This is a genomic window from Glaciihabitans sp. UYNi722 (assembly GCF_040549465.1).
GTDB lineage: Bacteria > Actinomycetota > Actinomycetes > Actinomycetales > Microbacteriaceae > Lacisediminihabitans.
The window spans coordinates 1-12,339 of the sequence record NZ_JBEPTL010000039.1 but is presented as its reverse complement, the minus strand read 5'-3'; the positions used below and the strand labels follow the sequence as shown (position 1 = coordinate 12,339).

The following is a 12,339-nucleotide window of genomic DNA, read 5'->3' as shown; positions in this document are numbered from 1 at the left end:
CTCTGCCCAATTGTCCATATTGATCACCTTCCATGATGGTTGGTGGCCCTATTTTCAATTGGCGTTTCTGGCCCTGTTTTCGAACGGCGTCAACACCGGGCTTACGCGACCGCGACGAAGGCTGACGTCAACCGTTTCATGAAGGTGCAGATCGTCGGATTCTGGGGACCGTCAACGTGCTTCCTCGTCGGCGGGATCATCAACGGATTCTGGTCGCTCACGCTGTTCGGGCTCATCCTCTCGCAGTCGCTCGCGTTCATTTACTCGAACCGACGCGGCGGCCCGGACAGCTCGATCGAGCGACTTTTTGCACGGTTGCGGCCCGCGTTTCTCGGCGAGTCCGTTTTCGCCATCGTGGCCGCACCCATGGCGGCCGTCATCGCCCTGGGCCTGCCTCTTTCCGAACAAGCTCATGACCGCTTCATCTCAGACGCCCTGATTGTTCCGGCGGTGGCAATCATCGCGCTCGTCCTCCTGTTGCGAGCACGCCGGCGCGCTCAGCAGTAAGTGCGCGTCGCCTGTCGCGCTGAGCGTTGGTCTATCGAACCGCATGACATCACCGGGCCGCAATCGATACACGATCTTGGCTGACCGGCGAGACCGGCGATTAGTCGCGCAAAGTGTCGATCGTGTCCAGTGGCACGTAGAACGTGACCTCGCCGGTTTCCGTGTCGACCCGCGCCTTGAGATTGACCTTCTGCTTTATGCGATGACCGTGTGATACAGCGACCGCATACGACGATGCAGCATATACGTCACAGTCTTCGATGTACTCAGCCATTTACCGAGTGTATCCAACGCTGTTCTATCGTCGCGTCGGCCATCGGAGGGTGTGTGAATTACCATTGACCCTTCCCATGAGAAACGTCCCACGGCAGGCCCGACAGTCGGATCATTTGTCCTATATTTGCCGCTCTGGCTCTCCCGTTGCAGGGTTGTTTGGCTCGGCAACGGGAGCCTGCGAAGGTGTGCTTCAGTGGTCGAGGGATGTCGTTGAACGGTTCGGTAGACGGTGGAGCGAGCAACGTTGAACAGCTCGGCGAGCTCGCTCGTGGAATGCGTGCCCGCCTGCTTACGGGCACTTGTTCCGTCACGGAACCTCGATCTTAACAGCGCACTCGTTGGGTGATTCCGCCTTCGAAGTTCAGATCCTCTCGATTTAGATGTCCGAATTTCGGTGGCTTCGTATCGGTACGATCGGAGAGTGGACGACGGGGTGCGGGTGCGTCGCGCTGGTGTCGCGGACGCCGACGCATTAACGGGTGGGCACGAGCTGCGTATCAGATGTACGTAACCCGGATCGGACGGGAGCCCGCCCCGATGGGGGCGGACTACGAGACTCTCATCACCACCGCCCGGGTGTGGTTGATGGAACGCCCGCACCATCCGGTCGGCCTACTCGTCACTCGGCCGATGAGGCACTACCTCCTCATCGAGAACATCGCGGTGCTCCCCGCAGAGCAAGGGCACGGGATCGGCAGCCAGCTCCTGGGTCGGGCGGAACTCGACGCTACCGAAACGGGCCTGGGAGAGTTGCGTCTCTACACGAACGAGGCGATGACCGAGAACCTCACTTACTATTCCCATCACGGGTTCATCGAGACACATCGCTCCAGCCAGGACGGGTACCGGCGGGTTTTCTTCCGCCGGCGCCTTCCATAACGCTCCCACTGGAGGTCCCGCTTACGGTCGCTTGCTGGGTGGCGCGGCCGTATTCCCACCGACGCGTGACCCCTCGAATCCGGCGGATTCAGACCCCGACTACACCCCGGATTGCGAAGAGCCGGTTTGGTGTGCTGTTTCTCGACGATGCGAGACGAAGCGCTACACATTGCAGACCTCGGTCAGTGGCCGTCGCGATTTGGTAAGGGCGCGGGTCAGTAATCGCGTCGTTGGTTGATGGCGGGTTCGTGGCCGCTGACTTGGTTCCAACGGCCTGGCGTTTTGTGGGCACGGTTATCGAGATGCAGGGCTGGTGCGGCCGGCTCTGAGGGGTCGCCGGCTGACCGGGCAGGGGGCCGAGGGCTCCGGCTTCCGTCAGGCTCCCGGTGCGGCGGCCACTGCGGTGACCTTGACTCGTTCGCTGAACAGCTTCATCAGGTTGTGGCAGCCGGCGATGAGGTTGGAATACGACTTCGATGTTGGGAACAAGGACGACTCTCATCCGATGGGATCTCGTCCGACCAAGCCCAATTCGTAAGCAAGGATGACGGCTTGGACACGGTCGCGGAGTTGGAGCTTTGAAAAGATCCGGTTGATGTGTGTTTTCACTGTTGCGGAGGAGAGGTTGAGTTCGTTAGTGATTTCCGGGTTCGATAGCCCACTGCCGATGGCGAGAAAGATATCGAATTCGCGCGGAGTGAGGTCCGACAACTGGGATGGTTGTCCCGGGTGCTGGCCGGGTTCGGAATAGCGTTGGCCCGAGTAGGCATCGATGAGCTGGCGTGTGATTCGAGGTTCAACCACTGCGTCTCCGGCAGCCACGATGCGTACAGCTTCAGTTAACGCGGTAGGTGTCGTGCTCTTGAGGAGAAACGCGCTAGCGCCAGCCTTGAGGGCACCGAACGCGTATTCGTCCAGGTCGAAGGTGGTCAGGACGATGACGCGTGTGTCGGGTTGTGTCCTTGTGATGTGTCGGGTTGCTTCGAGGCCGCCCATACCGGGCATGCGGACGTCCATGAGGACAACGTCAGGCGCAAGTAGGGCTGTCAGAGCTATGGCTTGTTCGCCGCTCGCGGCTTCGCCAACGACGTGAATGTCTTCGGCTGTGTCGAGGACAAGCGAGTTGCCCATTCTGACGAGGGGTTGATCGTCGACGACGATGACGCTGATCTCCTGCGAGCGCGGATCAGTCATAAACTACCCCGGTTGTTTCAGGTAAAGCCGGGCGTGGGTCCTCCAGCCGCGGACGGGGAGAGGCCCCGCATCGCTGGAGCCGTCGTAGCTTGCGGAGCGTTCGCGGATGCCGATAAGACCTTGTCCTGCAGCGAGTATATTTGGCGGCTTCTGGGAAGCGCCATCGTCGATGACGGTGATGTCCACGTCGTCGTTAGTGATCGCGATCTCCACATCGGCGTGGGTTGCATTGTGTGCGTGTCTAAGGATGTTCGTTAGAGACTCCTGCACGATGCGATAGATCGTCAATGCGAGTGCGGTGTCATCAGGTAGGCGAGTGCCCGTGCGGACCAGGTTAACTTGTAGCCCAGCGATGCGGAAAACTTCGGCGAGCTCTTCCAAGGTTGGAAGGTTATGTCCCGATTCGTGCAAGTTTTCCGCGAGGTCCGTGTCCGTGGAACTGAGCAGTTGGAGTATCCGGTGCATGTCAGTCAGAGCGCTGCGACCGACTGAGGCGATGCTGTCCAGGGCTTCTGTTGCACGCTGTGGGTGTTTTTGCCAGCCGACGGATGCGCCGTTTGCGAGGGCGATCATGATGGTGATGGAGTGGGCGACGACGTCGTGCATTTCCGCGGTGATCTTGGCGCGTTCGATGATGGCGGCGTTCTCGATCCGCTCGTTGACCAGCTCGGTGAGCGCGATCCGGCGCTGGCGGCGGTTGCGGACGGCAAGCCCGAGCGCGAGGGCAAGAAGCGCGAATGGGTCAAGGAGTGTTGGCCACGCGGTATCCAAGCCCAAGATGAGCTGAGCCGCAGATACTGCTAACGGGATCAGTATCCCGATGCCGTAGCCGATCGCGGCCCGGCTGAAGGGACGAAGAGAAGCGACGGCGTAGAGGGCAAACGCAAACGGGATCATCGGGTAGCCGAAGCCAGGGCGTGCCAGCGGGCTGAGGCTGCTGGCGATGACGACGATCGTGAGGACCGCAAGCGGGGATTTGCGGCGCCAGAACAGGGCAATGGCAGTTACCGTCAAAGTGAGGTAGCCCAGCCATGCCCGGTAATCGCCTGTGAAGACCAGCGCGATCAGGGGCGGTACGACGGATGCCAGCACGACAACCCAGTCGAAGATGATCGGACGCCGGGATAGCCACTCCCAGGGAGGCCACGATGGCTGCGCGAGTTCCTGCGCCTCCATCCTCAGCGTGTCCATTGCGTGATCTGTCCTTCGGCTAGAAGTCAATTCTCTCCTGACACGGTATTGCGTATCAAAACTTGTGTGTCACCGGTCGGTTTCATGCATCGCGTCGCCAGAGGAGGAATGCAGCAAGCGCCCAAGCAATGGCGGCCCAGGCGAGGAGAACACAGTACCCTCCCCAGGGCGTGAGGGGCACGCTCGTATTCATGTTCGAAATGATCATGCGCCCTGCGATCGTGGGGAAGAAGCTCACTGCCTCTCGGACCGGCTCGATGGGTATGGACGAGAGAATCGCAGGAAGGATGGTGATGAGGGGAATCGTAACGGCGAGCGCGGCGATGACATTTCGCAGGATCATCGCTAGGCCGGTGGACAGGATTGCGATTGCTGCGAGATAGATACCAGAACCCAGAATGAGGCCTACCGCAACTCCAGGGTCGAGGTTGTAGACGATCCTCGTGCTGCCGATGATCGGCAGGGATATAGACAGCGAAAGCAGCGCACCAACTGCGCCAATCACAAACGCGACCGATGCCACGGCGATGGTCTTGGCCGCAAGTACCGGGATACGGGTTGGTGTTGCCAGTAGAGAGAGTTTGATTTGTCCCGAAACGTATTCGTTGGTCACGCTGAGCACCGCGAGGATGGCGATGATAACTTGTGCCCAGAGCACACTGTCGACGAATTGTAACGGGTTGGCGGTGATCGTCTCCTGAGCGAACTTCGGGTTGCTTGCTCGGGTTGTCAACGCGAGCGCCGAGAGAGCACCGGACCCGGCAATCATGAGCAGTGCGATTCCGGCCAGGATTTTGTTCGAGAGCAAAGTCGCAAGCTTGATTACTTCCGACAGGGTGGCACGCATCAGGGTGGCGTTGCCTGCTGCAGGAGTCGAGGTGTTTGTGAGTGTCATAGGGGTGTCCTTTCGTTTGAGTGTCATACGTCGCGTCCGACCAACAGGATCGCGGCAAGGATGGTGGCGCAGACTGTCCACGCTAGAAGGACGAGATATCCGCCCCACGGGGTGAGGGCGGCACCCACGTTTTCTGGGGCGAGGATGAGCTGTCCGGCAGGGGCGGGGAGGAAGGATGCCGCCCGGTGGATCCAGTCGACCGGGACGATGCCGAGCAGAAGTGGTGCCACCAGCAGGAGGCCGATGGCGGCAAGGATTCCACCGACGACGTTCCGGATGATGGCACCCAGCGCAAGTGACAAGATAGCAGTGGTCGCCAAATACAGGCCCGCTCCCACAATGAGCTGCAGGGTTATCGGTGGTGCCAATACCAACTCGATGGACGATTGATGAAGGATCGCCGTACCGCCCAGCACTGCCGCAACGGCACCCGCAACCCCCGTGATGAAGACGGCGCAGGCAAGGACGAGCAGTTTGGCCAGCAACACAGGGACACGGGTGGGTACGGCGAGGAAAGTAGTTCTGGCCGAGCCAGAGGTGTACTCCGATGCGATGAAAAGAACGCCCAGGATCGCGGTGATGATCTGGATCCATGACACGTTTCCGAGGAGGTCACCTGGCAATATTCCGGCACGATGGGCAGCATCGTTAGCCCCGGCCGCCGCCACGGCCGTCAGCAGGCCCAACCCGGCGACGGCGGCGAACACGATCAGAAGGGTTACTGGGTTCGAACGCAGGGTTGTGAACTTGATCCGTTCGGAGTCGATGACTCTGGTGAAACTCAGATGTGCTCGGTCGTCGATCGACGGCAAGGCGGCAATCATTTCGGGTCTTCGTTCTCGGAACTTGCCTGATACTCGACCGCTCCCCGGGTCAGCTCGATGTAGGCCTCTTCGAGAGAGCGCTTCACCGGGACAACTTCGAAGAGAACGATTCCTGAGTTGGCCGAACGTCGGGCGAGTTGTTCGCTGCTCAGACCGCTGATCTCAATCGTGTCCTGCGTCATAACCGCGCTGGTCACGCCAGGTCCCGCGACCAGCCGGGCGAGCGCCTCTACCTGATCGGTTCGCACACGCACGCGTTCTGTCGTCGCGGTAAGCGCATCCATCGGCGAGTCGGAGATAATTTCACCTCGACCGATCACGATGACATGATGGGCGATCAGGGCGAGTTCCCCAAGCAAATGCGACGACAAGAACACCGTTCTTCCCTCCGCGGCAAGGGAGCGAAGCAGCTCACGGATCCAGGTCACCCCGTCCGGGTCGAGGCCGTTCACGGGCTCGTCGAGAATCAGGATTCGCGGATCACCAAGCAACGCCACGGCGATCCCTAGCCGCTGGCCCATGCCCAAGGAGAATCCGCCTACGCGTTTGTTCGCCACCGAACTCAGACCAGCAAGGTCGATCACCTCATTGACGCGGCTTCGACGGATCCCGTGGGTTGCCGCAACCGCCCGAAGATGGTTATAGGCAGTGCGTGATCGGTGAGCGGACTTCGTCTCGAGTAAGGTGCCGACTTCGCGAAAGGGTGCGCGGAGCTGGGCGTATCGCTGACCGCCGATAAGGGCCTCACCCGACGAGGGGCGGTCCAGGCCCACGATCGAGCGCATGGTGGTCGATTTGCCCGCACCGTTCGGTCCCAGGAATCCTGTTACCGTGCCCGGTGCAACTTGGAATGAGACATTCCGGACTGCGAATGTTCGGCCGTACCTCTTGCTTAGGGAACGCACTTCGATCGTCATTATCTCCTCTTCCGCCGGCCTCGGCCGTTCCATCTGGTCGAATTCACTCAACGGTAGGGATTGCCCCCACAGTCGCGCCGCCAACCGAGGGATGATCTCTTGACCCGTTCTTCCTCAATCCACGGTTGTATCTGCGCTAATTCCTCGTCTGCCCACGAGGCTGGGCTGGCGGCCCAGTTAGACGAGGTGCTGCTGACTTGCGAGGGAGAAATAAAATTCGTTCGAAGCGACAAGTTCGCGATGTGGCCCCGCAGCCTCGATGTGTCCATTTCTCAGAACGAGAATTGTGTCGCTATCCATGACCGTCGAGAGACGATGGGCGACGACGATTTGGGTCTTGTTCCGCGACGCGACCGCAATCGCACTCTGCAGGTGGAGCTCATTATCGCTGTCCATCTGTGAGGTCGCTTCGTCCAGCAGCAGAATTGGGCGATCTGCCAGAATGATCCGCGCCAACGCGAGGCGCTGACGTTCTCCTCCGGACAGATTCACACCCTGGTCACCCAGACGGGCGTCGAGTCCGTCGATGCTTCGGTCCACGAGCGAAAGTAGATTCACTTCATGGAGCGCATTCAGACAATCCTCATCGCTCGCCAGCGGCGCTCCGAGCCGCAGATTGTCACGGATCGACCCGGCGAGAATGGGGGCTTCCTGCTGCACGTATCCAACCTGAGCACGCACATCGGGCCGCGGCAAGGTTCGCGAGTCTATGCCGTTGATCTGCACCACTCCCTGGATGGGATCGTAGAAGCGCTCGATCAGGCTGAGGATCGTGCTCTTACCAGCCCCGCTTGGGCCAACAATCCCAATCCGCTCACCGGCATACGCGGTGAAAGAAACATTTTGAAGCACAGGCTCCGAAGATTCCACATTGTCGCACCCTATGCGGCCACTATCTGGATAGTGGAAGCTGACGGAAAGGAACTCAATCGTCGGCACAGTTGCCACCGGGTGGTCCGCCACGTGCAGGCCGTTAAGCGGCTCGTTGTGAGTCGTCTCGTCGTCCTCGCTCTGATTGAGTTCGATCTCGTGGAGGCGAGTGTCGGCTGCAAATGCCTGATTCAGCGCGGTGACCGCGCCGACGCTCTGACTCAATGGCCCCAGAAGCATGACGAGATACATGATGAATGAGACCAACGAAGCGATCGCTAGAGTGCCTTGAGCAACACGGTAGCCACCGAAACCAAGTACCAAAATCAAGGATGTTTGCATGATGATCCCGGTCACAGGCGTAAGCCACGCGGCGACGCTCGCGAACTGAAGGCCTCGTGACCAAGTCCTGTCAGCCGCGGTGTCGATCGCGGCGATCTCCTGTCGCGTCGCGTTGAGAGACCGAATGGTTGGCAATGCCTGCAGGGCTCGTTCGATTGCGGACGAGAACTGCCCAATGCTCTCCTGAGAGGCAACAGAGAGGGCTTTCAGTCGGCGTGAGACAAGCGCGAGAAGCGCCACGCTGACCGCAACCACGCAGAGAGTCATCCCGAGCAGGGAAAGATCCACTAGAAACATGGCGATCAGTGCACCGAGGAATGTGATTGCGCCGCTGATGAGTTGCGTGGTTCCCTGAAGAAGCGCAGCTCGGAGCAAGAGCGTGTCGGACGTTGCTCGCGACAGGAGGTCGCCCCGCCGATATGCATGGAGAGAGGCAAACGGCATGTTGAGGAGGGCGCGCACGACAGATTTCCGGCTATCCCGGACAACGGTCTCCGCCAGACGGGACAGGATGAACTGTTGAATACCCAGTATCCCCGCTGATGCAATCAGCAACACGCAAAGGAGCGTGGTCAAACCGACAATATTTTGGCCAGCGCCAACTGCGCCGATCAGTAAACCGACCAGGAGGGGCTGCGCGAGCGAGGTGGCCGCTTGTACGATGCTGAGCAGCGACGCGAGCACAAACGTCGTTCTCTGACGACCGAGGCGCTGCCAGAGCGAAGCAATCGAACCCTGCTGGTCTGTACTTCGCTGTTTATCCGTCGCGCTCCCGTTACCGCCTCCCGGCCGGCCTCGTCGCGTCGCCGGATGGGGCGATGGAGCCGATGGCATCGCGGATGCTGCGGGCACCGGGCGTACCGAGATTGTGGGAATGAAGAGTCGTTGGATGACTTCCGGCTCGCCAACCGGTTGCCCGTCGACGGAAACCCAGGCGTGTGCGCGGAAAGGTTCTGTGCAGATCCCGCTGTGCCATTCAGGCCAACGACCGTGCATGCGGCAGAGTAACGCGATAGCGACCGAGCGGTCAAGACACCAATGCCCGGAGCAGCGAACGCTCACAGCCAGCACCGCATCGCGAGCACGTTCCGCGTCATGCATGGTGGGTAATGTCGCGTCACCACGGATCCATGACAACGTCCGCTCCAGCTTCGCTGGTTTCTGCTTGGCGATGAACCGTGCGGCTGTGACAGCGACTACTGCGCGGGTTCTCTCTGCCACAGGGATGTGACGCGTGTGTGCTGCGTTGACGACAGAGTCACTCATCACGAATCACGCCTGCCTCGACCAGACCGCGCAGGATCGCGGAAGCGTCGTTGGTTACACTGTCGCGAGCATCGGGATAGAGGCTCGTGAGCGAGTCAATGATGGCCGGCTCGTCTAGACCATCTGCGATTTGTTGAAGGATAAAGGTGGCTGTCTGGTTGAGCTGCCAATAGTCACCTGAGCACCGATCGAGAACCACTGAGCCGTCGTCGGTTGGGGTAATGGTGATCTCGTCCCGAATCGCGAGGGGTGAGTTGGGTGTGCTCATGCGGTCCCCCGAAGTGCTGTCACGGATGCATGACGAAGCCAGGCTTCTGTGGCTAGGGTTGGGTCGAGGAATTGAAAGGCCCGAGTGTCTGGGTGCACTCCGCTGATCGACCTGCGGAATGCGTCGATATCGATGAGTCCGAGTGCTTCCAGGCGGGACGACGCGAACTCCGACAGTATCTCCGGGCGTGCCTGGCGCAACCCTGCATACGCTTCACGGCTGTAGTCGCCTTTGGTTTGGCGACCGAGAAGCTCTGGTGGGACGATGCCACGGGCGACCGCGTTGAGAACTGGCTTGTATTCGTTGGCCCTGACCCTGTCTTTCCGTCGCACGCTCATTGCGAGTTCCACGATGTGGTCGTCCAGCATTGGGGCTTCGTAAGAGATGCCGAAGGTGCCCAAAATCGGTGCAACACGCCTCACCAGGCTTCCGTTCAGTGCAACGAGGGTCAGCATTTCATAGTCCAGCGGGTCAAGATCGGTGGTCATCCCCTCAGCGACGAGCATGATGGCCTCTCGCACGGCGTCGATTACCGCAGTGCTCGCCCACGGCGGGACAGTCGGTGGCGGTTCCCAGTCAGCACTGGGACCGGTCGAAGCATGACGGCCAATTGCAGTCGCTGATCGCTTAAGCCAGTTCTGTAGGGATTCCTTACGAAGAAGGGCACCGTACGTCTGACTGGTCTTCCATCGACCCATAGCCCCAGCCCGTCGAACAGCACCGAATGTCGTGAATGGCGACTGCCGTACGAGGCTGCGAAGCAAGGAAAACGAACCGTGAAAGAGTTCGTCACCACCGATGCCGGTTAGATGCGTCGTGGAACCCTGTTCCGCAAGCAACGCACCGATCTGAGTCAGGTAGCCGCGGAGCCGCCCACTGGGCATAGGCATATCGAGAGGATCATCAGGTCGTGCGAGCCAATCGGTATACCACGGAGAGGTTTGTTCGGGATGCAACTCGATGTGCACCGCACCGGGCAAGTGACGATGGGCTGAGCGAGCCCACTCTTGGTCGTCATTGCTGGGATCGAGAGCCGATTGAAATACCGTAACGAGGTTCTGGTGCTGTTGATGGGAAAGGAAAGCCAGAGTTGTCGAATCCATGCCACCAGACAAATCGGTACTGACCGGACCAGTCCGATGCCGAACAGCTACTGCGTTCACCAGCGCGCGGCGGAGTGGTTCAGTGAGTTCCTCGAGCGATTGCAGTGATCGTGGAGGCATCCATCGCGTGCCAGTCCGCGCGGCACCTGTGTCATCGAGATAGAACGCGTCACTCGGCTCGACGATTTTAATACCCTGCCAGGGGCTGCGATGTGCGAGCGTAGCCGGGGGCTTTAAGCTCACAAGGAGCAGGGGAAGGATATCTGTCTCAAGTTGGGCCCCGGTCAGAGAGCGCAGAAGGTCCGCGTCATTCGAGGCGAGCGTCCGGGACCGCTGTTTTGCGAATGCAACCTGTCGGATGCTGGAAAGTGTTCCAAACATCAACACCTGTCCTGGCCAAGACACAATGGTGAAATATGAGCCGGAAAAGCGTCGGAAGATCGTGAAGGCGTCCTCCGGAGTCCGATAGGCGGTCAACTCGGCCTCAAGTAACCTAGATGTTGTGTTCACGCGTCCGAGCAAAGTCAGATCGCGGCCGTCGACCTCGGCAGTGACGAAGTCGTCCTTTGCCCATTCGCCAATGATCCAACTGCGCCCCACGGAGTGCACGATCGGAACCTTTCCCAAATGAGAACCGACTTCACGGCTCAACCGGACGACTTCATCTTCGTCGCCCGTTGTCACGATGAATCGCATCGACTTCACTTCCTTGAATCTTTGAGACTGTCAAGAAACCTGAACATAGTGAATGGAGGCCGGCCGTGCTGAACGCGACCGGTCCCCACTCCTGTGGTCATCGCGGTCCCGCTGGTTGGTTAGAACCAGTAGTAGCCGATGACGAAGTCGAACCAGTTGCCATTTCTGGTCGCGTTCGTGACGGCCGTGAAGTTGCCGACTTTAACCATCGCCGGCTTCTCGTAGTTCTTGCCCATGCTGCTCACCTCCTTTGTCATGAATCGCACCCACGTGATCGCAGGTGAGGACTACGCGTCTAGACGGGGTCGAGTTCCGTGTCGCTGTTGCCCTTGACCAACGGTGGTCAGGGAAGGTCGGCAATCTCGACCGGATGCCGGGCATAACGAAGTACCAAGAGATAGTGACGGGGGAGGGTCCAGGCCCTGGCAAGACCACAAGGGGTGCCCTTTGGCACACACCCATCTGCTCCACATGGTCCCCCGTTCGTGGGAGCGCCGGAGGCGACGAACCGGGATTCTCCCACCTGCCTCAAAGACTAGGAATCAGCGCCTCACGTAGCCGCCACCTCCGGGTTGATTTCCGCTATCAACCCTGGGTATGAGACGCCAACCGTCAGATCGTCCGACCTGGATTGAGCTGCCTTGAGGATTTCGGACAGCGGATTCGATTGTTTTTCTACGCTGCCAGAATTGACAATCACGTCAAAGTCCACACTTGATGCCAGTAACGGCCTGTGGGCGTCAGTAAGGTTGGGCATGCGGGCACCACAGACCTGGTTGATGAGAGGATGACGAAATGGCGAAGGACATAAACCCGCGGCGGATTGACGTGGTGGATGTCGAGCTAATTGGTGGTGTTGAGAATCACCACCTCGAGCTGGTCGGCTATGACGACCGTTGGCCAGCTGTATTTCGTGATCATCAAGATCGGATTCGGGGGCGCTTCCAGGTATTGTCATTGCTGTTGAGCACATCGGATCAACCTCAGTTCCGGGGCTCGCGGCGAAGCCGATCGTCGACTTAGAGATTGCGTCAATAGGTCACGGTTTGCGGGTGGGTCGTCCGATCCAGCGGTAGCGGGTCCATCCTTCTCGGATGAGTCTGCGGTCGAT

13 protein-coding genes are annotated in these 12,339 nt (G+C 59.6%); 3 read left to right on the top strand and 10 right to left on the bottom strand.

The window, feature by feature from the left end; translation table 11 throughout:
- The first annotated feature begins 138 nt into the window (after positions 1 to 138).
- On the top strand, positions 139 to 507 hold the full coding sequence (locus tag ABIB56_RS17960) for a hypothetical protein (RefSeq protein ID WP_354570592.1): 369 nt from the start codon (positions 139 to 141) through the stop codon (positions 505 to 507).
- A 100-nt stretch (positions 508 to 607) separates the two neighbouring features.
- On the opposite strand, the gene ABIB56_RS17955 is transcribed toward ABIB56_RS17960, so the two are convergent.
- Complete coding sequence (locus ABIB56_RS17955; protein WP_354570591.1) at positions 608 to 781, bottom strand: hypothetical protein; 174 nt, start codon at positions 779 to 781, stop codon at positions 608 to 610.
- Between the two features lie 503 nt (positions 782 to 1,284).
- Between ABIB56_RS17955 and ABIB56_RS17950 the strand changes: the two genes are divergently transcribed.
- Entirely contained in the window at positions 1,285 to 1,662 is a 378-nt protein-coding gene (locus ABIB56_RS17950; RefSeq protein WP_354570590.1) for a GNAT family N-acetyltransferase, read from the top strand.
- Between the two features lie 498 nt (positions 1,663 to 2,160).
- Here the strand turns inward: ABIB56_RS17950 and ABIB56_RS17945 are convergent, their stop codons facing one another.
- The 9 genes from ABIB56_RS17945 to ABIB56_RS17905 form a co-directional block, all read right to left on the bottom strand.
- The gene (locus tag ABIB56_RS17945) at positions 2,161 to 2,856 is read right to left on the bottom strand and encodes a response regulator (protein WP_354570589.1); all 696 of its coding nucleotides are present in this window, start codon (positions 2,854 to 2,856) and stop codon (positions 2,161 to 2,163) included.
- Positions 2,857 to 2,859: 3 nt separating this feature from the next.
- The gene (locus tag ABIB56_RS17940; RefSeq protein WP_354570588.1) at positions 2,860 to 4,047 is read right to left on the bottom strand and encodes a sensor histidine kinase; all 1,188 of its coding nucleotides are present in this window, start codon (positions 4,045 to 4,047) and stop codon (positions 2,860 to 2,862) included.
- Positions 4,048 to 4,129: 82 nt separating this feature from the next.
- Positions 4,130 to 4,942, bottom strand: a complete 813-nt coding sequence (locus ABIB56_RS17935) for a hypothetical protein (protein WP_354570587.1) — start codon at positions 4,940 to 4,942, stop codon at positions 4,130 to 4,132.
- Positions 4,943 to 4,965: 23 nt separating this feature from the next.
- A complete protein-coding gene (locus tag ABIB56_RS17930; RefSeq protein ID WP_354570586.1) occupies positions 4,966 to 5,766 on the bottom strand; it encodes a hypothetical protein in 801 nt (266 codons plus the stop codon).
- Positions 5,763 to 6,683 carry an ABC transporter ATP-binding protein gene (locus ABIB56_RS17925; RefSeq protein WP_354570585.1) on the bottom strand — a complete coding sequence of 307 codons (921 nt, stop codon included), beginning with the start codon at positions 6,681 to 6,683 and terminating at the stop codon, positions 5,763 to 5,765. The genes ABIB56_RS17930 and ABIB56_RS17925 overlap by 4 nt, the downstream gene beginning before the upstream one ends.
- 177 nt (positions 6,684 to 6,860) lie before the next feature.
- Entirely contained in the window at positions 6,861 to 9,161 is a 2,301-nt protein-coding gene (locus ABIB56_RS17920; protein ID WP_354570584.1) for a lasso peptide biosynthesis B2 protein, read from the bottom strand.
- Positions 9,154 to 9,429: a lasso peptide biosynthesis PqqD family chaperone gene (locus tag ABIB56_RS17915; RefSeq protein WP_354570583.1), complete on the bottom strand. Its 276-nt coding sequence runs from the start codon at positions 9,427 to 9,429 to the stop codon at positions 9,154 to 9,156. Before ABIB56_RS17915 ends, ABIB56_RS17920 begins: the two co-directional genes overlap by 8 nt.
- Positions 9,426 to 11,228 (bottom strand): asparagine synthase-related protein, encoded by a 1,803-nt coding sequence (locus ABIB56_RS17910; RefSeq protein ID WP_354570582.1) that lies wholly within the window; start codon positions 11,226 to 11,228, stop codon positions 9,426 to 9,428. Before ABIB56_RS17910 ends, ABIB56_RS17915 begins: the two co-directional genes overlap by 4 nt.
- A gap of 119 nt (positions 11,229 to 11,347) precedes the next feature.
- The gene (locus ABIB56_RS17905; RefSeq protein ID WP_354570581.1) at positions 11,348 to 11,485 is read right to left on the bottom strand and encodes a lasso RiPP family leader peptide-containing protein; all 138 of its coding nucleotides are present in this window, start codon (positions 11,483 to 11,485) and stop codon (positions 11,348 to 11,350) included.
- 693 nt (positions 11,486 to 12,178) lie between these two features.
- Between ABIB56_RS17905 and ABIB56_RS17900 the strand changes: the two genes are divergently transcribed.
- On the top strand, positions 12,179 to 12,304 hold the full coding sequence (locus ABIB56_RS17900) for a GrpB family protein (RefSeq protein ID WP_354570593.1): 126 nt from the start codon (positions 12,179 to 12,181) through the stop codon (positions 12,302 to 12,304).
- Positions 12,305 to 12,339 lie beyond the last annotated feature (35 nt).